Origin of the sequence: Streptomyces sp. NBC_00285, assembly GCF_036174265.1 — a bacterium.
GTDB lineage: Bacteria > Actinomycetota > Actinomycetes > Streptomycetales > Streptomycetaceae > Streptomyces.
In genome coordinates this window covers 866,717-888,424 of the sequence record NZ_CP108055.1, presented here as the reverse complement: position 1 = coordinate 888,424, position 21,708 = coordinate 866,717, and the positions used below count along the sequence as shown (strand labels likewise).

The 21,708-nt window shown below is 71.5% G+C and carries 25 protein-coding genes and 1 pseudogene; 15 read left to right on the top strand and 11 right to left on the bottom strand.

Annotation, left to right across the window (positions count from 1 at the left end; translation table 11 throughout):
• The first annotated feature begins 258 nt into the window (after positions 1-258).
• Entirely contained in the window at positions 259-990 is a 732-nt protein-coding gene (locus tag OHT57_RS04245) for a chaplin (RefSeq protein ID WP_328744557.1), read from the top strand.
• A 78-nt stretch (positions 991-1,068) separates the two neighbouring features.
• Here OHT57_RS04245 and OHT57_RS04240 read toward each other — a convergent pair whose 3' ends face one another.
• Positions 1,069-1,548: a nucleoside deaminase gene (locus OHT57_RS04240; protein ID WP_328744556.1), complete on the bottom strand. Its 480-nt coding sequence runs from the start codon at positions 1,546-1,548 to the stop codon at positions 1,069-1,071.
• 26 nt (positions 1,549-1,574) lie between these two features.
• Positions 1,575-2,831 (bottom strand): MFS transporter, encoded by a 1,257-nt coding sequence (locus OHT57_RS04235; protein WP_328744555.1) that lies wholly within the window; start codon positions 2,829-2,831, stop codon positions 1,575-1,577.
• A gap of 58 nt (positions 2,832-2,889) precedes the next feature.
• On the opposite strand from OHT57_RS04235, the gene OHT57_RS04230 reads away from it, so the two are divergent.
• Entirely contained in the window at positions 2,890-3,267 is a 378-nt protein-coding gene (locus OHT57_RS04230; protein WP_328744554.1) for a MerR family transcriptional regulator, read from the top strand.
• A 41-nt stretch (positions 3,268-3,308) separates the two neighbouring features.
• Positions 3,309-4,085, top strand: coding sequence for a GNAT family N-acetyltransferase (locus OHT57_RS04225; protein ID WP_328744553.1), 777 nt, complete (start codon positions 3,309-3,311; stop codon positions 4,083-4,085).
• 54 nt (positions 4,086-4,139) lie between these two features.
• On the opposite strand, the gene OHT57_RS04220 is transcribed toward OHT57_RS04225, so the two are convergent.
• Together OHT57_RS04220 and OHT57_RS04215 are read right to left on the bottom strand one after the other, a co-directional pair.
• Positions 4,140-5,021 (bottom strand): GNAT family N-acetyltransferase, encoded by an 882-nt coding sequence (locus tag OHT57_RS04220; protein WP_328753115.1) that lies wholly within the window; start codon positions 5,019-5,021, stop codon positions 4,140-4,142.
• A gap of 172 nt (positions 5,022-5,193) precedes the next feature.
• Positions 5,194-5,457 (bottom strand): GlsB/YeaQ/YmgE family stress response membrane protein, encoded by a 264-nt coding sequence (locus OHT57_RS04215; protein ID WP_328744552.1) that lies wholly within the window; start codon positions 5,455-5,457, stop codon positions 5,194-5,196.
• A 232-nt stretch (positions 5,458-5,689) separates the two neighbouring features.
• On the opposite strand from OHT57_RS04215, the gene OHT57_RS04210 reads away from it, so the two are divergent.
• On the top strand, positions 5,690-7,129 hold the full coding sequence (locus OHT57_RS04210) for a hydrolase (RefSeq protein WP_328744550.1): 1,440 nt from the start codon (positions 5,690-5,692) through the stop codon (positions 7,127-7,129).
• Here the strand turns inward: OHT57_RS04210 and OHT57_RS04205 are convergent.
• Positions 7,122-7,316, bottom strand: a complete 195-nt coding sequence (locus tag OHT57_RS04205; protein WP_328744548.1) for a hypothetical protein — start codon at positions 7,314-7,316, stop codon at positions 7,122-7,124. The genes OHT57_RS04210 and OHT57_RS04205 overlap by 8 nt on opposite strands.
• Positions 7,317-7,357: 41 nt before the next feature.
• Here OHT57_RS04205 and OHT57_RS04200 point away from each other — a divergent pair, with 41 nt between their 5' ends.
• The gene (locus tag OHT57_RS04200; protein WP_328744547.1) at positions 7,358-7,555 is read left to right on the top strand and encodes a hypothetical protein; all 198 of its coding nucleotides are present in this window, start codon (positions 7,358-7,360) and stop codon (positions 7,553-7,555) included.
• Between the two features lie 61 nt (positions 7,556-7,616).
• Here OHT57_RS04200 and OHT57_RS04195 read toward each other — a convergent pair whose 3' ends face one another.
• Positions 7,617-8,168, bottom strand: coding sequence for a GNAT family N-acetyltransferase (locus tag OHT57_RS04195; protein ID WP_328744546.1), 552 nt, complete (start codon positions 8,166-8,168; stop codon positions 7,617-7,619).
• Between the two features lie 31 nt (positions 8,169-8,199).
• On the opposite strand from OHT57_RS04195, the gene OHT57_RS04190 reads away from it, so the two are divergent.
• Together OHT57_RS04190 and OHT57_RS04185 are read left to right on the top strand one after the other, a co-directional pair.
• The gene (locus OHT57_RS04190) at positions 8,200-8,937 is read left to right on the top strand and encodes a phosphotransferase (protein WP_328744545.1); all 738 of its coding nucleotides are present in this window, start codon (positions 8,200-8,202) and stop codon (positions 8,935-8,937) included.
• A gap of 33 nt (positions 8,938-8,970) precedes the next feature.
• The gene (locus OHT57_RS04185; RefSeq protein WP_328744543.1) at positions 8,971-9,159 is read left to right on the top strand and encodes a hypothetical protein; all 189 of its coding nucleotides are present in this window, start codon (positions 8,971-8,973) and stop codon (positions 9,157-9,159) included.
• A gap of 114 nt (positions 9,160-9,273) precedes the next feature.
• Here OHT57_RS04185 and OHT57_RS04180 read toward each other — a convergent pair whose 3' ends face one another.
• Positions 9,274-9,714 carry an SPW repeat protein gene (locus OHT57_RS04180; RefSeq protein ID WP_328744542.1) on the bottom strand — a complete coding sequence of 147 codons (441 nt, stop codon included), beginning with the start codon at positions 9,712-9,714 and terminating at the stop codon, positions 9,274-9,276.
• A gap of 297 nt (positions 9,715-10,011) precedes the next feature.
• Complete coding sequence (locus OHT57_RS04175; RefSeq protein ID WP_328744541.1) at positions 10,012-10,650, bottom strand: sigma-70 family RNA polymerase sigma factor; 639 nt, start codon at positions 10,648-10,650, stop codon at positions 10,012-10,014.
• Between the two features lie 167 nt (positions 10,651-10,817).
• Here OHT57_RS04175 and OHT57_RS04170 point away from each other — a divergent pair, with 167 nt between their 5' ends.
• Positions 10,818-11,837 carry a MerR family transcriptional regulator gene (locus OHT57_RS04170; protein WP_328744539.1) on the top strand — a complete coding sequence of 340 codons (1,020 nt, stop codon included), beginning with the start codon at positions 10,818-10,820 and terminating at the stop codon, positions 11,835-11,837.
• 43 nt (positions 11,838-11,880) lie between these two features.
• On the opposite strand, the gene OHT57_RS04165 is transcribed toward OHT57_RS04170, so the two are convergent.
• Positions 11,881-13,254, bottom strand: a complete 1,374-nt coding sequence (locus OHT57_RS04165) for a cryptochrome/photolyase family protein (RefSeq protein WP_328744537.1) — start codon at positions 13,252-13,254, stop codon at positions 11,881-11,883.
• A gap of 102 nt (positions 13,255-13,356) precedes the next feature.
• On the bottom strand, positions 13,357-14,883 hold the full coding sequence (locus tag OHT57_RS04160; protein WP_328744535.1) for an SDR family oxidoreductase: 1,527 nt from the start codon (positions 14,881-14,883) through the stop codon (positions 13,357-13,359).
• Between the two features lie 178 nt (positions 14,884-15,061).
• Between OHT57_RS04160 and OHT57_RS04155 the strand changes: the two genes are divergently transcribed.
• The 7 genes from OHT57_RS04155 to OHT57_RS04130 all read left to right on the top strand — a co-directional run bounded on the left by OHT57_RS04155 (position 15,062) and on the right by OHT57_RS04130 (position 20,982).
• Positions 15,062-15,250: a hypothetical protein gene (locus OHT57_RS04155; RefSeq protein ID WP_328744534.1), complete on the top strand. Its 189-nt coding sequence runs from the start codon at positions 15,062-15,064 to the stop codon at positions 15,248-15,250.
• Between the two features lie 160 nt (positions 15,251-15,410).
• Entirely contained in the window at positions 15,411-15,494 is an 84-nt protein-coding gene (locus tag OHT57_RS47360; RefSeq protein WP_360339492.1) for a putative leader peptide, read from the top strand.
• Between the two features lie 122 nt (positions 15,495-15,616).
• Positions 15,617-16,735 (top strand): dimethylsulfone monooxygenase SfnG, encoded by a 1,119-nt coding sequence (gene sfnG / locus OHT57_RS04150; protein ID WP_328744533.1) that lies wholly within the window; start codon positions 15,617-15,619, stop codon positions 16,733-16,735.
• Between the two features lie 25 nt (positions 16,736-16,760).
• Positions 16,761-17,978 (top strand): acyl-CoA dehydrogenase family protein, encoded by a 1,218-nt coding sequence (locus OHT57_RS04145; RefSeq protein ID WP_328744531.1) that lies wholly within the window; start codon positions 16,761-16,763, stop codon positions 17,976-17,978.
• A 64-nt stretch (positions 17,979-18,042) separates the two neighbouring features.
• On the top strand, positions 18,043-18,597 hold the full coding sequence (gene ssuE, locus OHT57_RS04140) for an NADPH-dependent FMN reductase (RefSeq protein WP_328744530.1): 555 nt from the start codon (positions 18,043-18,045) through the stop codon (positions 18,595-18,597).
• Positions 18,598-18,602: 5 nt separating this feature from the next.
• Positions 18,603-19,823 (top strand): SfnB family sulfur acquisition oxidoreductase, encoded by a 1,221-nt coding sequence (locus tag OHT57_RS04135; RefSeq protein WP_328744529.1) that lies wholly within the window; start codon positions 18,603-18,605, stop codon positions 19,821-19,823.
• Positions 19,824-19,836: 13 nt separating this feature from the next.
• Positions 19,837-20,982, top strand: a complete 1,146-nt coding sequence (locus OHT57_RS04130) for an LLM class flavin-dependent oxidoreductase (protein WP_328744528.1) — start codon at positions 19,837-19,839, stop codon at positions 20,980-20,982.
• 80 nt (positions 20,983-21,062) lie between these two features.
• Here the strand turns inward: OHT57_RS04130 and OHT57_RS04125 are convergent.
• Positions 21,063-21,695: pseudogene (locus OHT57_RS04125) on the bottom strand (acyl-CoA dehydrogenase); the annotation flags it as partial.
• Positions 21,696-21,708 lie beyond the last annotated feature (13 nt).

Below are 21,708 nucleotides of genomic sequence, written 5' to 3'. Positions count from 1 at the left end.
ACGCCCCTCGCGGACCGGTTCACCGGCGCCCTCGATCACGATAGGCGGCCCCCTGACGGCACGCCTGCGCACGAGCGGGATCACGGAACGTGCCCTACTCTTTGCCCGCTCGATGCCGATGAGTCTGTTTTGCCGCAAGTTCGACAACCATGTCGCTCGATGGGGTGAAAGGCCGATTAGCCATAACTCCGATGGTTCGCCTGCGTTTTATGCGGTGCGGGCGAGTGCCCGCGTCGATGTCTGGAAGGCAGGGAACCCATGAGAAGGGTTAACCGGAACAGCGTCCTCGCCGTCGCCGCCGCGTCCGGGGCGATGGCCGTGACGATGCCGGTGTCCGCCGCGTTCGCGGTCGGTGGCGGCAGTACGGCGGACGGGGCCGCGGCAGGTTCGCCCGGGGTGATCTCCGGCAACACCGTTCAGCTTCCGGTGCACGTTCCGGTGAACGTGTGCGGGAACACCGTGGACGTGGTGGGGCTCCTCAATCCCGCCGTGGGCAACACCTGCGTCAACGAGGACTCAGGCGGCCACGGCCGGGCGGCTGCCGGTGACGCGCGCACGCGCGGCGACGCGTCGGCGCATGGTGGGCCGGCGCGCGGCGGGTCGAGCGCCGAGGGCGACGGGACGGACTCCCCGGGCCTGCTCGCCGGCAACGGGGTGCGGCTCCCGGTCCACGTGCCCCTCAATGTCAGCGGAAACTCGGTGAACGCGGTCGGTGTCGGCAATCCGTCCGTCGGCAACGACGCCGTGAACACCTCCGGGGACCTCCCCGATGTGCCCGGCACCCCCGACCGCCCGACGAACCCCACGCCCGGCACCCCGCCGAAGCACGGCCCTGGCCCGGAACAGGTCACGTCCCCCGCGCCGGACATCGGGCCCGCCCTCGCCCGCACGGGCGCGGACCCCGTCCTGCCCGCCGCGTTGGGCAGTGCCGCGCTGGTTCTCGGCGGTGCAGCGGTCTACCGCCGCTTCCGCCCACGAGGAACGCGCTGACGGACACCGGAAGGCTCTCCCGGACGCCGGCCGGTGGGGCCTGCGCCTTACGGTGCCCGCATCCCGGGAGACCCGATGTCAGCGCTGGTGGAACCGGTGGTGCAACTGCCTTACGGCGTCCGTCAACTCGGGCACCGGGCCGTCCACGATCACCCCGGGAGCGATCTCGCCGACCGGCAGGGCCCGTACCGGTGGCGCCGGGACACCCAACTCCTTCAGCCACTCAGTCAGTTGCTCGGACGAGGCGACGTACACGATCCGTCCGAGACCCACCCAGGCATGCGCGGCCGCGCACATCGGACAGTGCTCGCCGGAGGTGTACACCGTCGCCGCCGCCCGTTCCGGAGGCGTCATGTGGGCCGCTGACCAGCGGGCCAGCTCGAACTCGGGATGCCGGGTGCGGTCGCCGGAGGCCACGCGGTTGTGGTCCTCGGCGAGGATCTCACCGCCCGCGTCCACCAGGACGGAACCGAACGGTTCGTCCCCGGCCTCCAGCGCCTCGGTCGCCAGCTCCACGCAGCGGCGCAGATACGGCAGTTCGGTGTCCTTTACGACCATGGGGTTCGGCCCTCCTCGCGACGAGCCTAGGCGTTCCGCCTGGAGTGCCGAGCTGTGCCGGCAGCTGTCTGCGCCGTCGCCGAGCTCTCGCGTCGCGCGGGGAACGCGTCCCGGCGGGCGACCGTGACCACGCTCAGGGCGAGCACGAGCAGCGGCAGGGCGATCCAGGGCAGCGCCCCGGCGCCCATGTCCTCCAGGACGACGCCGCCGGTCAGCGAGCCCGCGGCGATCCCCGCGTTGTACACCGTGGTCTGCAACGACGTGGCCACGTCCGCCCGCTCCGGGCCCGAGGCGTCGACCAATGCCGTCTGGATGAGCGTCGGCGCACCCCCGAAGGCGAGCCCCCAGAGGCCGACCGAGATCAGCAGGATCCCGGGCACCTCGGCGGCCAGGCCCAGCGCGAGCATCACGGCCGCGCACAGCCCCAGTGCGCCGAGCAGCGCCGCCCGCAGACGGCCGTCCACCAGGACTCCCGTGATCCAGATCCCCACCACCGTCGCCGCCCCGAACACCAGCAGCACCAGTCCCGTACGGCCGAACCCGGCGTGCGCCGCGAACGGGGCCACGTACGTGTACATCACCTGGTGCCCCACCAGCAGGAACAGTGTGACGGACAGGACGGCCGGGATCCCCGGCAGCGCGGCGACCCGGACGAGCGGAACGCGTGCCTCCGGCGCCTCACCGGGGAAGGCGGGCACCTGCCACCGCACCCAGCCCACCAGCAGCACCGCGAGCCCCGCCAGTACTCCGAACGCCGCCCGCCAGCCCACCGCCCCGGCCAGCACGGTCCCGGCCGGGACGCCCAGGGACAGCGCGAGGGTGATCCCGGCGAGCACGATGGCGATCGCCCGGCCGCGCCGCTCGGCGGGCACCATCCGTGCCGCGTACCCGGCGAGCATCGCCCAGAGCGTCCCGCCCATGCCCCCGGCCACCAGTCGCGCCCCGAACGTCAGCGCGTACGACGAGGACAGCGCCACCACCGCGTTGCTCAGCGCGAAGCCGGACAGGGCGCCGACGAGCACCGTCCGGCGCGGCAGCCCGCGCAGCAACGCGGTGAGGGGTATCGCGGCAGCGAAGGACGCTCCCGCGTAGCCGGTGACGAGGAAGCCCACCCGGGCCTCGGAGACCCCCAGCGCCGGAGCCATCCGGGGCAACAGTCCCGCGGGCAGCAGTTCGGTCAGCACGGCGGTGAAGGCAGCCGTCGACAGGGCGAGGAGGGCGGACCACGGCAGTGGCGCGGGCGTGGGCACGGCTGTGCCCTCGGTCAGGGAAGTGGTGGACATGGGACCATGCTCGGACCTTCACATCAGTGTGAAGGCAAGGGCGACCCGGGAGCGCGTCATGAGGATCGGTGAACTGTCCCACCGCACCGCAGTCCCCACCAGGCTGCTGCGCTACTACGAGGAGCAGGACCTCCTGCACCCCGAGAGGAACCACAACGGGTACCGCGACTACGGCGAGGCGGCGGTCCGGGACGTCCAGCAGATCCGCGGGCTGCTGGACTCGGGCCTGACCACCGAGATGATCCGCGCGATTCTGCCGTACCTGTCCGGGCCGGAGGAGATCTTGCTGTCACCTGAGCACCTGACACCCAGCACAGCCGCCCTCCTGGAGGCCCACGTCGACCGTATCCAGAGCAGGATCGACTGCCTGGCCCGCAACCGCGACCGGCTCAGCGCCTACCTGGCGGCGGTGCGCGCGGAGTCCGGACGGCCGTAAACGCCATTGCCGCGGAGACGTCCGGGTGATGGAGTGAGCGCATGGATCATGTTGCGGTACTCGCTCTGTACGACCGGGACATGCGCGAAGGCGCACAAGCGGACGGTCCCGGTGCCCGTGTCGAGCGCGTCGGCGGGGTGGTCCGCCATATCGGTGCCGAGCACGGCTGGAACGGCGTCGTCTGGTCCGACCTCGACGAGACGAGCGCCGACAAGGCCGTCGCCGAGCAGATCGCGTACTACACGAACCTCGGCCGTGAGTTCGAGTGGAAGCTGTACGGCCATGATCTGCCCATCGATCTGGGGCAGCGGCTCAGGGCGGCCGGGTTCACCCCGGAGCCCGAGGAGACCCTGATGATCGCCGAGGTCGCCGGACTCACCCTGGACGCCGGGGCACCCGAGGGGATCCGCTTTCTTCCGGTCACCGACCGGGCGGCCGTCGACATGGTGGCGGACGTGCACGAGAAGGCGTTCGGCACCGACAGCACCCGGTTGCGGCACCAGCTGCTCGCCCGGCTGCAGGACGACCCCGACACCGTCGTCGCGGTGGTCGCCCTCGCCGGAGACGTGCCGGTCAGCGCGGCCCGCATGGAACTCGTGCCCGGCACCCGCTTCGCCGGCCTGTGGGGCGGCGGCACCGTCGAGGCCTGGCGAGGCCGCGGCATCTACCGTGCCCTGGTCGCGCACCGCGCCCGCGCGGCCGTGGAGCGCGGTTACCGCTACCTCCAGGTCGACGCGATGCCCGCGAGCCGTCCCATCCTGGAACGCCTCGGCTTCGAACCGCTGACGATCACGCAGCCGTACGTGTACCGGCCGTAGAGCTCGGCGGCCGGTCTGGCGCATTCCGGTCGCCCGATCCGTCGCACCCGGTGATCACAGGTCGAGCTGGTACTCCACGGCCGTGTGCGTCGGTACGTATCCGAGGGCGTCGTTGACTGCGCGCATCGGCGCGTTGCCGTCCGCGGTGTCGGTGCGCAACCCGGCGAGCTCCGGGTGCCGTTCACGGGCGTGGCGGATGGCCGCGGCCTTCATCCAGCGGGCCAGGCCGCGGCCGCGGTGCCCGGGCAGTACGGCGGTGCCGTAGTGCTGTCCGTCGCCCGAGCCGTCGCCGGGGAAGACCAGTTCGGAGAATCCGGCCACGCTGCCGTCCGCCTCGTCCACGGCTGCCACGGTGTGCAGCAGCTCACCCCGCCGGGCGACCGCCTCGGCCGCCGCGACCACCCGGTCCAGGTCCCAGACGACCGTGCCGAAGTCCGTGCCGTCCATCGGCATGTCGTCCATCGCGCGCCGCGAGTCGGCGAACGACCGCGCCAACTGCGGTGGCACGGTGCCCTCCCACTCGGTCAACCGGTAGCCGGGGTGCGGCAGTTCGACCATGGCGTCGAGGGCGGCGGGATCGAGGTCGGCCAGCGGGAGCCGGGCGTGGACGAGGGTCAGCACCTGCCGGAAGCCCCGCGCGGCCAGGAACAGGTCGGCGGGGGAGCCCTGTTCGGCCTGGGCGATCACCGACCGTCGGCGCTCCGCCTTCGCCGCGTCCACGGCGGCCTCCAGGAGCCGGGTCCCGACGCCCTGCCGCCGCTCGGCGCCGTGCACGGCGAGCTCCAGTTCGGCCAGGTGCTCCTGGCCCTGCTTGGTGAACAGGCGCAGGAAGGCGGACCCGAGCGGTATGCCGTCGTCCCCGGAGGCCAGCCAGGCAAGGCGGCGGCTGGAGACGGAGGGGCCGGGATCGGCGAGCGGGGTGATGTGGAAGGACAAGCGGGTCTCCGTCATGGGGAGGTGGGTCGGCAGGTGGTTGCAGCCTGCCGTCGCGCTCCGACGCCCGCAACGGGATTTGGGGCCGCGGCCTCAACGCGCGACGGTGCGCCGGAAACTCCGGCGCACCGCCCTCTTCGCCCCTCCCGGGGTCGAGCTGTCTCCCGTAAGGCCGTCAGCGACGTGACTTCGCCCGGTCCAGTGCCGCCACGCCTATCGCAGCGAGGCCGATCTGGATGAGCCACTCGACCCAATCGATGCCCTTGGTGTCGGCCACGTCGAAGGCACTGGCGATCGCCGCACCGATGAGCGCGGCCACGATGCCGACCGCGATGGTCCACAGGATCCCGATCCGCTGACGGCCGGGGACCACCAGCCGACCCAGGACACCGATGATGATGCCGATCACGATGGCACTGATGATGCCCGAGATCTCCATCTCCGCCCCTTCTTCGTTGAGCTCCGATGGAGTGCTTCTGCCCGCTGGAGGCCGGGACAGTCCGGCTCTTGTCTGCAGCCTCGGTCAACACCCGGTCAATCCTCGGCGGGTGGACCGGATCGTTCTGTTCAGCCTTCTCGGTGTCATGTACCGTTCAAACTGGTCGTGTATCTATGCGCGTAGTTCCCGTCCTCGCATCACCCTTCCCCAACTCCTCACGGAGGTATGCCGGATGCTCGGATCTACCGGTCCCCGCTACAGACTCGGCGCGGTACTCGCCGGACTCACCCTGGCCGCCACGGGAGTCGCCGTGCAGTCCGCCGCGACTCCCGCGGCCGCGGCCACCACTCACCGTGTCCTGTTCGACAACGCCCACGCCGAGACGGCCGGCAACGCCGACTGGATCATCTCCACCAGCCAGCCCGACCCCACCGGGCAGAACGCCTCGCCCTCCAAGGAGACCGACTGGACCGGGGCGTTGTCCTCCTGGGGCGTCGCCCTCCAGAAGACCGGCTCCTACAGCCTCAAGACCTCGACCAGCGCCCTGACCTACGGCGGCACCGCGGCCACCGACCTCTCCAACTTCGACACCCTGGTCCTGCCCGAGCCCAACACGCTGTTCACGACCGCCGAGAAGACCGCGATCATGACGTTCGTGAAGAACGGCGGCGGGCTGTTCATGATCTCCGACCACACCGGCGCCGACCGCAACAACGACGGCGAGGACGCGGTCGAGATCCTCAACGACCTGATGACCAACAACAGCGTCGACTCCACCGACCCGTTCGGCTTCTCCATCGACTCGCTCAGCATCAGCTCCGACTACCCGAGCGCGATCAGCGACAGCAGCAACCCGGTGCTGCACGGCTCCTTCGGTGCCGTCACCAAGAGCCTCATCGCCAGCGGCACCACGGCCACCCTCAAGCCCGCCGACAACTCCGGTGTCAAGGGCCTGCTCTACCGCACCGGTTACTCCGGCAACACCGGCGCCTTCTTCGCCACCAGCACCTTCGGCAGCGGCAAGGTCGCCTTCTGGGGCGACAGTTCGCCCATCGACGACGGCACCGGCCAGTCCGGCAACACCCTCTACGACGGCTGGAACGACACCGGCGCCACCAACGCCGCCCTCGCCCTCAACGCCACCGAGTGGCTTGCCGGCGGGAGCGGCGGCGGCGATGACGGCGGCGGCGGTTCCACCTGCACCGCCGCACAGCTCCTCGGCAACAACGGCTTCGAGTCCGGCAGTTCGACCTGGACCGCGACCAGCGGCGTGATCACCAACTCCAGCAGCGAGTCCGCCCGCACCGGCTCCTACTACGCCTGGCTGGACGGCTACGGCTCCGCGCGCACCGACACCCTGTCCCAGCCGGTGACCGTGCCGTCCGGGTGCACCACGGCCACGCTCAGCTTCTACCTGCACGTCGACACCGCCGAGACCACCACCAGCACGGCCTACGACACCCTCAAGGTGCAGGTACTCGACAGTTCGGGCACGGTGCTGGGCACCCTGGCGACGTACTCGAACCTCAACGCGGCCACCGGCTACACCCAGCGCAGCTTCAGCCTGGCGAGCTACGCCGGGCAGACCGTCACCCTCAAGTTCACCGGCACGGAGGGCTCCACCCTCCAGACGTCGTTCGTCATCGACGACACGGCACTGAACGTCAGCTGATCCGCACCGGGACCCACCCGGCCGCGGCCTTCACCCCGTCCGCGATGTCGAACACCGCGCCCGTCGGCCACCACGCGCAGCGTGCCCGGCGGGCGCACGGTCGTCCGGCGTCCGTGCCTCGCGGTTTCTGCTCGACCTCGGAGCCGAATTCCCTTCCGGCCCCCTCGTCGGTCGCGGTGAGCGGCACCCGTACGATCCGGACGTCGGTCCCCCGGCACCCGCCGGAACATGTCCGCCGACTTCTCCCGGACGCTCAGGGTGTCGGCATGGACGAGGCGCGTAGTCGCCCCGCACGGCGGCCAGTTGGCGGCCTCGGCGCGGATCGCCTTCGGGCGCCGGATGCGCCTGCTCGATGAAGTCCCCGTCGACCTCGGCGTGAGCGGTCCGCGCTCGTCCTGCGACTCAGGCCTGTCCGCCGATGAGTAGTGCCTGCGCCTGATCCATACGGAGGTGGTGGCAGCCCAAGTCCTCGCTGCGCCAATGAGTTTCAGGCGCGCAGCTGCCACGTCCGCAGGACGGCCTCCCGGTGCCGCGAAGCCCTCCTGACCGGCGGCTCGTCCGTGGGCCGGAAGCCACACGACCGGGCGACCGCCTCGCTCGCCGCGTTGGCGGCGTCGATGCACAGCACCACACGCCGGGGCCGGATCTCCCGGACCGTGTACTCGGCCGTGAGCCGTACCGCCCTCGCGGCCAGGCCCTGCCCCCGGTGGGCGGAGCCGACACCGTAGGCGAGCTCCAGGTCCCGCTCGTCCGAACCGCTGCGGAACAGCAGGACTTCGCCCCGGGGAAGGACACCGTCGGTGGTGATGGCCAACTGGACCTTGCGCCCCTCGGCCTGTCCCTCCCGCGCACCGGCGAGGTAGCGGCGCGCCGCGTCCAGGTCGAACGGCGAGGCCACCGGGGTCCAACGGGCCATCTCGGGATCGTCGTAGAGCGCCACCAGGCCGGCGAGGTCGGTGTCCGCCCACGCGCGGAGCCGGACGCCGTAGCCTTCGAGGCGTGCGGGCGGGACGAGGGTGAGGGTTCCGTCGATGTCCATGGGGCGATCCTGCCCCGGGGGAGGTGGTCACGTGACGGAGAGGGTGCTCGGCGGCGGCGCGGTCAACGAAGTCGTCCGGATCGGAGCGATCGTGCGGCGCACACCGACGGGGCGGACCGCCTTCGTGGGGGAGCTGCTCGCGCTGTTCGAGAGCGACGGACGGCAGATCGCGCCCCGGTTCCTCGGCACGGACGAACACGGCCGGGAGATCTTCCGCTACATCGAGGGGCAGGCCGCCCTGCTCGCGCACGAGCGTGCCGCTGCCTGTACCGACGAAACGCTGGTGGAGGTCGCCCGACTCGTGCGCGCCTTCCACGACCTGACACACGGAACCCCCCTCGCCGGTGACCAGGACGTCGTCTGCCACAACGACCTCGCGCCGAAGAACACCGTGTACACGGTGGGCGACGACGGGTGGCGGCCCGTGGCCTTCATCGACTGGGACCTGGCAGCGCCGGGCGCGCGGATCCACGACGTCGCCCATGTGTGCTGGCAGTACCTCGGCCTGGGGCCGCACATCACCGATGTACCGCAGGCCGCTCGCCGCATCCGGCTGATCTGCGACGCCTACGGTCTCGACGGCCGCGACGAACTGCTTGACACCGTGCTGTGGTGGCAGGGCCGGTGCTGGAGGGGGATCGAGGCGGGGGCGCTGCGGGGGGAGCCGGCCATGGTCGGACTGCGTGAGCAGGGGGCCGTCGACGAGGTGCGGGCCGCGTGGACGTGGGTCGCCGCGTGGCGGCAGGAGCTGGGCGCCTTCCTGGACTGACCGGGCGGCCACGGCGAGCGTCCCGGCCGCCTCGTGACCACCTGGGCCGCGCCCGAGGACGAGGGGCGTGAAGGCAGGTGCTCCCGGGTCACCTTCGACATCCGGCCGCACGCCGACATCGTGCGCCTCACCGTCACCCATGAGGACCTCGCCGACGGGGGCGAGTTCGCCGACGCCTCGGCCGGTGGCCCGCGGTGCTGTCCCATCTCAAGTCCGTGCTGAAGACCGGCGCTCCGCTGCCGCAGGAGCCCTGGCTGGTACCGAACCGCTGACCCCGCGCGAAGGCCGGTCCGCGCGCGGTGGACCGGCCTTCATGTCTCCGGGTCGAGGGTTCTCCTACGGCTTGGGGGTGCTCTTCGCCGCCGTGGCGGTGCACATCAGCCCCAGGACCAGGGCGAGGGCGCCGATGATGATGTTGTTCAGTGCCACACCGGCGTCGGGGCTTTCGCCGACGACCCAGGGGGCGACGATCATCCAGATCCCGACTGCGCAGAAGGCCCAGCTGAGGCCGTACATGCGCTCCGGTGTCTGGGTGAACCCGAGGGCCAGCAGGCCGATCGCTATGCCCACGATGAGGTTGTGGGTCACGAGGGCGGGCTGGCTCGTCGTGTAGTGGAGTATCCAGGGGGACACCGCGCAGTACAGACCGAGCAGGAACACCGGTCCGTCCACGAGTGCCACATCGCGACCGCCGAGCATGCGGGCGTAGCGTTCCCGCATTTCTGAAGCATCAGGGTGGCTGGTTATGTCACCTCTGGTGGGCGAGACGTTGGCCATGATTCGTCTCCTTTGACCTACAGGCCTGACCGCGTCTGGTGCGGTTTGCGGTAAGCGCCGCCTCTGTACAGTGTGCTCTTATTTTCCCCTTATGTGTAGCGGAGCAGAAGTCCGCCCCCTGGAGAGCGCCGACTCCCTCCAGGGGACGGAAGGGAGCACGGGCTCCCACGGTGCGAGGGGTAGCACCGCTTTCCTTGCTTCCCTTGCCGGCGGCCTCATGGATGCGCTCCGGGCGCGATTTCTCCTGCGTTTCTTCATGCGATGTCCCACGCGATCTCTCATGCGGCTGCGGAACGATCAACGCAGCGTTTCTGCGTCGAAAGCGACTTCGAGGCCGCGTCGCAGTCTGTACAGGCCGCGCCGCGCATGGCTCTTGACCGTACCCAGTGGCCACCCCGTGCGCTCCGCGATCTGGATCTGGCTCAGATCCTCGTAGAACGTCAGGCGCAGCACCCGCTGCTGGGCGGAGGGGAGTTTGGCCAGTTCGGCGCCCACTACGACCTGGTCCAGTGCCGCATCCGTCAGGTCGTCGGTGTGTTCGGTGAGCGCGAGACGGGCGCCCGCCGAGGCGACCAGGTCGGACCGGCGGGTCCGCGCGATCAGGGCATCGGCGATCTTGCGCCGGGTGATGCCCACGATCCACCCGGTGAGAGTGCCGCGCTCGGGCCGGTAACCCCGCCGTCCGCGCCACACGCCGATGAAGACCTGCTGGGTGACGTCCTCGGCCTCCTTCGCATCGCCGAGCGAGCGCCGGGCCAGCGTGTGCACGAGCGGCGACCAGCGGCGGTATGCGGCTGCCAGGCACGCCTCGTCCCCGGCCGACAGGCCCCGCGCCAACTCCGCTTCGGTAGGCGGGTCTTCGGGCGCGGACCACCCGCACACCCCGGCGGCCGCGTCCGACGGCACGGCCGGGAGGGTGCTCGACTGCGCGTTCATGGCGGCGGCTCCTCGCGATGGACGGCCACGATGGACGGCTCCGACGGACGGGCGGTCCGGCGGATGCCCGGCTCCGGCGCGGGCCGGAGCGTGTGACGTGCCGCCATGGTCCGAGCCCCGGGGCAAGGTCATCAACTTGCATCGGTTCTGCGTCGTATAGTCGGCCCATGCGTGACAATCCGGACGGCGAGGACAGAGAGAAACGGTCGGAGACGGCCTCCAGTGACCTCGCGACGAACCTCACCACCGGTGCCCTGGCCCGTCGCCTCGGAGTGTCGCCCACCACGCTGCGCTCCTGGGACCGCCGCTACGGCATCGGCCCCGCCGTCCGCGCCGACGGCCGGCACCGCAGATGGACCCCGAGGGACGTCGCCGTACTGGAGACGATGTGCCGGCTCACGTCCGCGGGGGTACCGCCCGCCGAGGCGGCGCGCGCCGCGAAGGAGTCGGATTCCCCGCAACCGGCAGGCGCCCCGGAACCGTCGGCCCCCCGCGCCCGGTCCCGGGCGGCGGGCATGCTCCCCCTGGGCGACGTGCGCCAGGAGTGCCGCGGTCTCGCCCGAGCCGCCGTACGACTCGACGCGCCCGCCGTGGAGGAGCAGTTGGCCACGGCCGTCGCGACCCACGGCCTCACCGTCGCCTGGCAGGAGGTGATGGTGCCCACACTGCACGCGGTGGGCCGCAAGTGGGCCTCGTCCGGGGACCGTTACGTCGAGGTCGAACACCTGCTGTCCTGGCACATGTCCACCGCGCTGCGCCGCTGCACCCGCCCGCAGAGCCGCCACGGCGAGGCCACCGGCCCCGGCCCGGTGGTGCTGGCGGGTGTCCCCGGCGAGCAGCACACGCTGGCGCTGGAGGCCCTCAACGCCGGGTTGGGCGAACGGCGCCTGCCCACCCGGATGTTCGGGGCCGCCGTACCCGCCGAGGCGCTGATGGCCGCGGTGGACCGGCTCGGCCCGGCCGTCGTCGTCCTGTGGGCGCAGGCCCGCTCCTCGGCCGACCTGCCGCTGGCCCGGCATGTGGCGACCGCCCAGTGGGGGGTGAAGGGTGCGCGCCGGAGGCCCTTGGTGATGCTGGGCGGACCCGGGTGGCTCGGCCGCCCGAGTCAGACGATGCTGCGGCCGACCACCCTCAAGGACGCCCTGGACACCCTGGCCTGTCTGTACACCGCCGAGCCGCCCGAGTAGTCCCGGTCACCGGCGTGAGGCGCGCCGCCCGAGCCGGGCGGCCTCAGTCGCGGCCGCGGGCCCGCTTGAAGCGGGCGAGCCCTTCGGACAGTTCCACGATCGGATCCGGGTAGTCGACGGCGCCCCGGTCCGTGCCCCGAACCTTCCACGGCTCGTGCACCGACGCCCCCTCCAGCACATCCAGTTCGGGCACCCAGCGGCGGACGTAGGCGCCGTCGGGGTCGTACCGCTTGGCCTGGGTGACCGGGTTCAGGACCCGGTTGGGCCGGGAGTCGGTGCCGGTGCCCGCCATCCACTGCCAGTTGAGCTGGTTGTTGGCCACGTCGCCGTCGACCAACAGGTCCAGGAAGTGCCGGGCACCCACGCGCCAGTCCACGTACAGCGTCTTGGCCAGGAAGCTCGCCGTCAGCAGCCGGCCACGGTTGTGCATCCACCCCTCGTGCCGCAGCTGGCGCATCGCCGCGTCGACGACCGGGTAGCCGGTGCGGCCCTCCCGCCACGCCTCGACGTCGGCGCGCGCGGCCCGCTCGGAGCGCCAACTGTCGTGCTGGGTGCGGTAGTCGACGCTTGCCACGGCGGGGCGGGCCGCGAGTACCTGCCGGTGGAAGTCGCGCCACGCGAGCTGCCGTACGAAGGCCTCGGCGCCCGGACCGCCCACCCGGCGCGCCCGGTGGACGAGTTCGACGGGGGAGAGGGTGCCGAAGTGCAGGTGCGGGGAGAGCCGGGAGGTCGCGTCACCGGCCAGGTCGTCATGACGGTCCTCGTACGCGGCCACACCGCCGCGCAGCCAGGCAGTGAACCGTCTGCGGCCCTCTGCCTCGCCGCCCTCGGCGAGGCCTGCCGACAGCCCGGACAGGCCGGTGCGGGACGGCAGTGGTTCGGATCCGACGCCCTCGGGGACCCGCAGGGTCCGCGGGGCCGCGAGCGGGTCCCGCAGCCGCTCCTGCGACCAGTGCCGGAAGTAGGGGGTGAAGACGGCGAAGTGGTCCGAGGAGCCCGGCACCACCGCGCCGGGAGCGACCGCCGTGGTCACCGTGTCGTGCACGTGCAGGCGTACGCCCTCCCCCTCCAGGGCCCGCCGCAGCCGCTCCTCCCGCCGGTGCGCGTGGGCGCTGCCGTCGGACGCCATGTGCACCTCGTCGGCGTCCGCCTCGGCGGCGACCTTGCACACCTGGTCGACGAGATCGCCGTGGCGCACGACCAGGCGGCCGCCCCGCTCGCGCAGACCGGCGTCGAGATCGCGCAGACAGTCCGCGAGGAACGCCAGCCGGTTCGGCACGGCGAACCCGACCCCGTCCACGGCCCGGTCCCGCACGAACAGCGGGACGACCTGCTCGGTGCCGTCGAGAGCCGCGGTGAGCGGTGGATGATCGTGCAGGCGCAGGTCGCAGGTGAACAGGACGACCGAGATGCTCATGAGACGTACTCCGGGAAGTGGGGCGGACCGGCGGGTGGTCCGGGTGATCCGGTGGTGATCGGTTTCCCGTTCCGGCGACCGGCCGGGTGACGGGCGGGAGGCTCAGGCAACGGGAGCGCGATCCGGTGTGGGCGCGGGCGTGCTCGCCGCGGCCCGCGCGATGTTGCGGGCCATGCCGCCGAACACGATCGCGTGGAAGGGGGACACACTCCACCAGTAGGCGTGGCCCAGCAGACCGCGTGGATGGAACAGGGCGCGCTGGAGGTAGCGGGTACGGCCGTCATCGCCGGTGCTCGCCCTCATCTCCAGCCAGGCCAGTCCCGGAAGGCGCATCTCGGCCCGCAGCCGCAGCAGCCGGCCGGGTTCGATCTCCTCGACCCGCCAGAAGTCCAGCGAGTCACCGACCCGCAGCCGCGCCGCGTCCCGGCGCCCCCGGCGCAGCCCGACCCCGCCCGCGAGCCGGTCCAGCCGGCCCCGTACCGCCCACGCGAGCGGGAAGGAGTACCAGCCGTTCTCGCCGCCGATGCCCTCGATGACCCGCCACAACGCCCCGGGCGAGGCGTCGACTTCGAGCTCCCGGTGATCGCTGTAGAGGCTTCCGCCGGCCCAGTCGGGGTCGGTGGGCAGCGGGTCGCTGGGGGCGCCGGGTACCGACGCGGACGACCACCGGGTGGTGACCCGCGCTTCCCGCACGCGTTGCAGAGCCAGTCGTACGGCGTCGTCGAACCCGATCGGTCCGCCGGGTGTTCCGGGGAGGTAGCGGGCGATGTCGTGTTCGTGGCACACCACCTCGTGCCGCAGTGATTCGGTGAGCGGTCGCGCGAGGGACGCCGGCACCGGCGTCACCAGCCCCACCCAGTGGCTGGAGAGCCCGGGGGTGAGGACCGGCAGCGGCAGGACGACCCGGCGCGGCAGTCCGGCGACCGCCGCGTACCTGAGCATCATCTGCCGGTACGTCAGCACCTCGGGTCCGCCGACGTCGAAGGCCCGGCTGACGTCCGGCGGCATACGGGCGCCGGCGGCGAGGGCCCCGAGCACGTCGCGGACCGCCACGGGCTGGATGCGGGTGTGCACCCAGCTGGGCGTGACCATCACGGGGAGGCGTTCGGTCAGGTACCGCAGCATCTCGAAGGAAGCTGATCCCGAGCCGATGACCACAGCCGCCCGCAGCACGGTGGTCGGCACACCGGAGGCCAGCAGGATGCGGGCCACCTCGGCGCGGGAGCGCAGATGCGGGGAGAGCGCCTCCTCGGGCACGCCCGCCGGGGTGAGTCCGCTGAGGTGGACGATCCGGCGCACGCCCGCGGCCCTGGCCCGCTCGGCGAAGATCCGCGCGGCCCTGCGGTCGGTGGCCTCGAAGTCCTTGCCGGAGCTCATCGCGTGCACCAGGTAGTACGCCACGTCCACACCGTCCAGGGCGCGGGCCACGGCCCCGGCGTCGGTCACGTCGCCGCCCACCACCTCGGTGCGGTCGGCCCACGGATGGTCGCGCAGCCGGTCGGGGGAGCGGGCCAGACAGCGCACCCGGTGTCCGGCGGTAAGGAGCTCGGGGACGAGCCGGCCGCCGATGTACCCCGTGGCGCCGGTCACCAGGCAGTGCAGTCCCTCTCGTGTGTCGTCGTGCTCCATCGGCCCTCGGTCCCTCGACTCGGTGCCCCCTTCCTGATCACTTCCGTGCGGTGGTGCGGTTCGGATGCGCCGAGCTGGCGACAGGCGAAACAGACGAAAGGGCGAGCGTGCGGACATGGTCACGCCGGTCGGGGGAAGCCGCACTGACACGAGAGGGAACGGTTCGAGTCGTAGATCGATGCTGGAGGGGTCGGCCACTATGGGCGCGAAGGTGTTGGAGCGGTTTCCTGCGGGATCTCCTCGCGGATCATGGCCGGCGGAGGAGTACGCGGCGGAGCGCCGCGCCAAGGGTGAGCCCGCGACCGTCGTCATGGATCTGAAGGCGGACGCGTTCCTCGTGGTCGTCCCGGGGCGCGACGAGGACTGACACCCGGTGGTGTCCCTTTCGGTGCGAGGCGCGAATACGTGCCTGTTCACGGCGCGTTAAGGGTTTCTCCGCCACACGTTTGTGAGATCAGCGGTCCGCCATACGAGACCGACCGGGTTTCCCTTGACGCCTCTCGCCGACGGCTGTCACGATCGATGCCATGAACACGCGACTGGACCTCACGCGGCGACGCCATGTCGACCTCGCGCGCGTTTCCAGCGCCTCCTGTTGCGCCGCGGCCTGATCAACCCTTCCGGATCCGCCGCGTTTTCCTCTTTCCCCGCCTGAATTCAGCGTGCCCGCGCGTCTGTTGACCGCAGCCCTGAATTCGGCGTGCTCGGAAACATTCCGCAACAGGAGTTCCGCATGCCCGCGCCCGTGAAATTCGCCTACTGGGTCCCCAACGTCAGCGGAGGCCTCGTCACCAGCAAGATCGAGCAGCGTACCGACTGGGGGTACGACTACAACCGCGAACTCGCCGTCCTCGCCGAGAACAACGGCTTCGAGTACGCCCTCAGCCAGGTCCGCTACATGGCCAGCTACGGCGCCGAGTACCAGCACGAGTCGACCAGCTTCAGCCTCGCCCTGCTGCTCGCCACGGAGCGGCTCAAGGTCATCGCCGCCGTCCACCCGGGTCTGTGGCACCCCGGTGTCCTCGCCAAGCTCGGCGCCACGGCCGACCATCTGTCCAAGGGCCGCTTCGCCGTGAACGTCGTATCGGGGTGGTTCAAGGGCGAGTTCACCGCCCTCGGCGAGCCCTGGCTGGAGCACGACGAACGGTACCGCCGCTCCGAGGAGTTCATCACCGCCCTGCGCAGCATCTGGACCGAGGACCACGCCGAACTCGCCGGTGACTTCTACCGGTTGCGTGACTTCTCCCTCAAGCCCAAGCCTCTCAACACCGTGGAGCGACCGCACCCGGAGATCTTCCAGGGCGGCAATTCCAGCGCCGCCCGTGCCATGGCCGGCCGGGTCTCCGACTGGTACTTCTCCAACGGCAAGGACTTCGACGGGGTCGTCGAGCAGCTCAACGACGTCCGCAAGTCCGCCGCCGAAGTCGGGCGCACCGCACCGAAGTTCGGCCTGAACGGCTTCCTCATCGCCCGGGACACCGAGGCCGAGGCCCGCGAGACCCTCCGGGAGATCGTCGCCGAGGCCGACAGCGAGGCCGTCGAGGGGTTCGGCGCGGCCGTGAAACAGGCGGGCCAGTCCACCGCCGACAAGAAGGGCATGTGGCAGGACTCCTCCTTCGAGGACCTCGTCCAGTACAACGACGGCTTCCGCACCGGTCTGATCGGCACGCCCGAGCAGATCGCCGAGCGCATCGTGGCGTACCGGAAACTCGGCGTCGACCTGCTCCTCCTCGGCTTCCTGCACTACCACGAGGAAGTCGAGTACTTCGGCAGGCGGGTGCTGCCGCTGGTGCGCGAGCTGGAGGCCCAGCTCCCGGACACCGAGCCCCTGCCCGTCTCCGCCCACGCCTGAGCCCCCTGCGAGAGAGGTCATCCGTATGAGCACCGTCACGCCCACCCACTGGCAGACCCTCCCCATCCCGGGGACCGCGCAGGACTGGATCGCCCGCGCCGCCGAGGCCGCCGCCGTCCTCGCCACCGACGCCGCCGAGCGCGACCGCGCCGGCGCCACCCCCTACGCCGAGATCCAGCTCCTCAAGGACGCCGGCCTCGTCACCCTGCTGGGTCCCACGGAGCACGGCGGCGGAGGCCAGGACTGGCCCACCGCCTACCGTGTCGTCCGCGAGATCGCCAAGGCCGACGGCTCCATCGGCCAGCTCCTCGGCTACCACTACCTGTGGTTCTGGGCCGCCCGGCTGGTAGGCACCCGGGAACAGTGGGAGCACGTCGAGGCCGAGGCGTCCCGAAACCGCTGGTTCTTCGGCGGCGCGGTCAACCCCCGCGACAAGGACGTCGTCGTGACCGAGGACGGCGACGACCTCGTCTACACCGGCCGCAAGACCTTCTCCACCGGCAGCAAGGTCTCCGACGTCACCGTCCTCGAAGGCGTCCTGGAAGGCACCGACCAGCATGTCTTCGCCATCGTGCCCTCCGACTCCGAGGGCCTGACCTTCCACGACGACTGGGACAACATCGGCCAGCGCCTCACCGAGAGCGGCGGCGTCACCCTCGACGGCGTCCGCACCCCCTGGTCCTCGGCGGCGGGATACGTCGACAAGCAGTTCCAGCCGCGCGTCTACAACACCCTCAACGTCCCCACCATCCAGCTGGTCTTCGTCAACTTCTACCTGGGCATCGCCGGCGGCGCGCTGGAGACGGCAGTCACCTACACCCGCGAGAAGTCCCGTTCCTGGCTGCACGGCGGCCATGAGCGCGCGGTCGACGAGCCGTACGTCATCGACGTCTACGGCGACCTCACCGCCAAGCTCTGGGCGGCCGAGGCACTCGCCGACGCCGTTGCCGCCGAGGGTCAGGAACTGCACGACGACCCCGACGCAGTGACGGAGAAGGCGCGCGGCGACTTCGAGGTCCGGGTGGCCGCCGTCAAGGCCCGCGCCACCGACGTGGCCCTGGAGATTTCGAACCGGATCTTCGAGGTCACCGGCGCCCGGTCCACCGCAGCCTCCGAGGGCCTGGACCGGTTCTGGCGCAACGTCCGCACCCACACCCTCCACGACCCCGTCGCCTACAAGCGGCGCGAGGTCGGCCGCTGGGTGCTCGAAGGCGAACTGCCCGAACCCACCTGGTACTCCTGACCGCTTCCCCAGGGGTGTCCCCTTCGCACGAAGGGGGCACCCCGCCTCCCCGAAAGAGGACCGCATGGCCACCGTCCTGTCCGTCTCCGGCAGCCCCTCCGCCTCCTCCCGCACCAACCGTCTGCTGCGTCACCTCGACGGGCGCCTGACCGCGCAGGGCCACGAGGTGATCCCGCTCGACGTCCGCACCATCCCCGCCGAGGCACTGCTCGGCGCGGACTTCAGGCATCCGGCGATCATCGAGGCGACCGAGCTGTTCGCACGCGCCGACGGGGTCGTCGTCGGCACCCCCGTCTACAAGGCGTCGTACTCCGGAGTCCTCAAGGCCCTCCTGGACCTGCTCCCGCAGTACGCCCTCACCGGCAAGACCGTGCTGCCGCTGGCCACCGGCGGCTCCACCGCCCATGTCCTGGCCATCGACTACGCGCTCCGCCCGGTCCTCAGCTCCATGGGCGCGGCCCACATCGTGCAGGGCTGGTTCACCCTCGACAAGGACATCACCGTGCGGGAGGACGGCTCGCTGACCGTCGCACCTGCCGCGACCGAAGCGCTCACCCAGGTGGTGGACCAGTTCTCGACCGCGCTGGGCCGGCGGCCGCTGCTGGCGGCGGCGGGCTGAGCGCGGTGACCACACCCGCCCCGGCGGCCACGCCGGGCCACGCGCCCACCCATGTGATCGCCGACGACGCGGAGGCGCTCGCGGTCGCCGCGTCCCTGGCCGCGGAGTTCCGCGCGGGCGCCGCCGTCCGGGACGCCGAACGCAGGCTGCCCCGCCGGGAGTTGGACCGCCTCTCGGCCTCCGGGCTGCTCGCCGTCACCGTCCCCGCCGAGCACGGCGGGGCGGACGTGAGCGCCTCGACGCTCGCGGAGGTCTTCCGACTCCTCGCCTCCGCCGACGGAAGCCTCTCCCAGATCCCGCAGAGCCACTTCGCCTACGTGAACGTGATCCGCCGTCAGGGCACCGACGAACAGCGGAAGTTCTTCTTCGCGGAGCTGCTCGCCGGCCGCCGCTTCGGCAACGCGCAGTCCGAGGCCGGCACCAAGCACGTCCAGGACATCCGCACCCGCCTGCACCCGCGGCCGGACGGCTCGTACCGCCTGGACGGCGTCAAGCACTACTCCACCGGCGCCCTGTTCGCCCACTGGATCCCGGTGCTGGCCCGCACCGACGACGACAAACTGCACGTCGCCTACGTGCCCAGCGACGCCCCCGGCCTCACGGTGATCGACGACTGGGACGGACTCGGCCAGCGCACCACGGCCAGTGGCACCGTCCGCCTCGAAGGCATCGAGGTCCCGGCCGACCGGGTCCTGCCCCACCACCTCACCTTCGAGGGCCCCCAACTCCACGGAGCGGTAGCGCAGTTGCTGCACGCCGCCATCGACGCCGGAATCGCCGGGGGAGCGCTCGCCGCGGCGGTCGAGTTCGTCCGGACGAACAGCCGGCCGTGGTTCGAGAGCGGTGTCGGGACGGCTGCCGAGGACCCGTTGCTGATCCAGCGCTTCGGTGAACTCGCCCTCCAGGTCAGGGCGTCCGAGGCGTTGCTGCGCGAGGCCGCCCGCACGGTCGACGCGGCGCAGGCCGCTCTCACCGACGACTCCGCGGCCGAGGCCTCCATCGCCGTGGCCGCCGCCAAGGTGCAGGCGGCCCAGGCGGCGGTGGAGGTGGCGAGCGCGCTCTTCGAGGTGTCCGGCACCCGATCGGCACTCAACTCCCTGAACCTGCACCGGCATTGGCGTGACGCCCGCACCCACACCCTGCACGATCCGACCCGCTGGAAGATCCAGCACATCGGGCGGTACGTGCTCAACGGCACCCGGCCGCCCCGGCACGGCCTGCTCTGATCGGAGACCCCACGTGTCCCTCACCTTCCACTGGTTCCTGCCCACCAACGGCGACAGCCGCCACGTCGTCGGAGGTGGCCACGGCACGCCCGCCACCGTCTCCGGACGGGACCGGCCACCGACGGTCGCCTACCTGAGCCAGATCGGCCGCGCGGCCGAGGACCTGGGCTTCGTCGGGGCGCTCACTCCCACCGGCGCCTGGTGCGAGGACGCGTGGCTGACCACCGCGATGGTCAGCCAGAACACCGAGCGCCTGAAGTTCCTGGTCGCCTTCCGGCCCGGTTTCGTCTCGCCGACCCTCGCCGCGCAGATGGCGTCCACCTTCCAGCGCCAGTCCGGAGGGCGACTGCTGCTCAACGTGGTCACCGGCGGGGAGAGCCACGAGCAGCGGGCCTACGGGGATTTCCTCGACAAGGACGCCCGCTACCGCCGTACCGGAGAATTCCTCGAGATCGTACGGGGGTTGTGGGCGGGCAAGACCGTCGATCTGCACGGTGAGCACCTCCATGTCGAGGACGCGAAACTCGCCCGGGTGCCCGACCCGGTGCCCGAGGTGTACTTCGGCGGGTCGTCGCCGATCGCCGGGGAGGTCGCCGCCAAGTACGTCGACGTGTATCTCACCTGGGGCGAACCGCCCGCCCAGGTCGCCGCGAAGATCGCCCGGATCCGGGAGCTCGCGGCGAAGGAGGGCCGCACCCTGCGCTTCGGGATCCGACTGCACGTCATCACCCGCGACACCTCCGAGCAGGCCTGGGCGGAGGCGGACCGGCTGCTCAAGGGCTTCGACCCGGAGACCGTGAAGTCGGTGCAGGCCGGACTCGCCCGCAGTGAGTCCGAGGGGCAGCAGCGGATGCTCGCCCTGCACGGCGGCGGCGACCGCGGCGGGCTGGAGATCCACCCCAACCTGTGGGCCGGCATCGGCCTGGTGCGCGGCGGTGCGGGCACTGCGCTGGTCGGCAGCCACGACGAGGTCGCCGAGCGGATCAAGGAGTACCACGCCCTCGGCATCGACGAGTTCGTGCTCTCGGGCTACCCGCACCTGGAGGAGGCCTACTGGTTCGGCGAGGGCGTCCTACCCCGCCTCGCCGCACAGGGCCTGTGGCAGCACCCGGCCGGCCGGCAGGCAGTGACCTCGGCGCAGGTGCCGTTCGCGAGCTAGCGCGGAGAGCCGCGTACGCCCACGGGCTCCCTGCCGAAAGGAACATCCCGTGGGCGACGGGCGGCGATCCGCCTCTCCGACTAGCTCTCCGACAGCGAGTCGAGATGCGCGCGCCGCACCTCGGTCGTCTGCCCCTGCACGAGGAGGAACATCCCCTCGCGGAACAGCCGTTGGGCCGTACCGTCGAGGCCCATGGCCCGGCCGCCGCCGGCCACGACAGCCGCGGTCGTGGCGGCGCGCATGAGGTCGTACGACCGGCTCTTGAGCGCCAGCCGTTCGGCGACGCGCTCATGCGGGACAGGGTGCTCGGCGAGGTCGTACACCTGGCGACGCACCTCGTCGAGGCGCCACCGCAGGGCCGCCGAAGTCGTCAACTCCCCGGCCTCCTCGACGACCCTGAGTGCCGCGTACGCCACGCCGAAAACGGCGGGGGAGGCGTTGGTGGCACGGGGCCGGTCAACCAGCGCGAACTTCTCCTGCGACGTGCGCAGTACCACCGACTCCTCGGGCAGCCGCAGTCCGTCCAGCTCCAGGGACACCGTCCGGGCCGCGGACAGCGCCGCGAGCCGCATCGGCGGCGAGGCCCGCAGGCCCGGCTGCTCACGCGCCTCGGCGAACGCGAACACCACCTCGTCCGCCTCGGTCACCCCGGCCAGCAGCATCACGTCGTTCAGCCCCCAGCCGGTGTACCAGGGCACCGTTGCTTTGAGCCTCATCAGCTCTCAG

Coding starts and splice junctions, on each gene's coding strand:
- ssuE (WP_328744530.1), top strand. CDS start 18,043: ATGGCCACCGTCCTGTCCGTCTCCGGCAGCCCCTCCGCCTCCTCCCGC.
- OHT57_RS04230 (WP_328744554.1), top strand. CDS start 2,890: ATGAGGATCGGTGAACTGTCCCACCGCACCGCAGTCCCCACCAGGCTG.
- OHT57_RS04175 (WP_328744541.1), bottom strand. CDS start 10,650: ATGAACGCGCAGTCGAGCACCCTCCCGGCCGTGCCGTCGGACGCGGCC.
- OHT57_RS04145 (WP_328744531.1), top strand. CDS start 16,761: ATGAGCACCGTCACGCCCACCCACTGGCAGACCCTCCCCATCCCGGGG.
- OHT57_RS04215 (WP_328744552.1), bottom strand. CDS start 5,457: ATGGAGATCTCGGGCATCATCAGTGCCATCGTGATCGGCATCATCATC.
- OHT57_RS04200 (WP_328744547.1), top strand. CDS start 7,358: ATGTCCGCCGACTTCTCCCGGACGCTCAGGGTGTCGGCATGGACGAGG.
- sfnG (WP_328744533.1), top strand. CDS start 15,617: ATGCCCGCGCCCGTGAAATTCGCCTACTGGGTCCCCAACGTCAGCGGA.
- OHT57_RS47360 (WP_360339492.1), top strand. CDS start 15,411: ATGAACACGCGACTGGACCTCACGCGGCGACGCCATGTCGACCTCGCG.
- OHT57_RS04165 (WP_328744537.1), bottom strand. CDS start 13,254: ATGAGCATCTCGGTCGTCCTGTTCACCTGCGACCTGCGCCTGCACGAT.
- OHT57_RS04170 (WP_328744539.1), top strand. CDS start 10,818: ATGCGTGACAATCCGGACGGCGAGGACAGAGAGAAACGGTCGGAGACG.
- OHT57_RS04180 (WP_328744542.1), bottom strand. CDS start 9,714: ATGGCCAACGTCTCGCCCACCAGAGGTGACATAACCAGCCACCCTGAT.
- OHT57_RS04225 (WP_328744553.1), top strand. CDS start 3,309: ATGGATCATGTTGCGGTACTCGCTCTGTACGACCGGGACATGCGCGAA.
- OHT57_RS04240 (WP_328744556.1), bottom strand. CDS start 1,548: ATGGTCGTAAAGGACACCGAACTGCCGTATCTGCGCCGCTGCGTGGAG.
- OHT57_RS04195 (WP_328744546.1), bottom strand. CDS start 8,168: ATGGACATCGACGGAACCCTCACCCTCGTCCCGCCCGCACGCCTCGAA.
- OHT57_RS04160 (WP_328744535.1), bottom strand. CDS start 14,883: ATGGAGCACGACGACACACGAGAGGGACTGCACTGCCTGGTGACCGGC.
- OHT57_RS04210 (WP_328744550.1), top strand. CDS start 5,690: ATGCTCGGATCTACCGGTCCCCGCTACAGACTCGGCGCGGTACTCGCC.
- OHT57_RS04235 (WP_328744555.1), bottom strand. CDS start 2,831: ATGTCCACCACTTCCCTGACCGAGGGCACAGCCGTGCCCACGCCCGCG.
- OHT57_RS04155 (WP_328744534.1), top strand. CDS start 15,062: ATGCTGGAGGGGTCGGCCACTATGGGCGCGAAGGTGTTGGAGCGGTTT.
- OHT57_RS04245 (WP_328744557.1), top strand. CDS start 259: ATGAGAAGGGTTAACCGGAACAGCGTCCTCGCCGTCGCCGCCGCGTCC.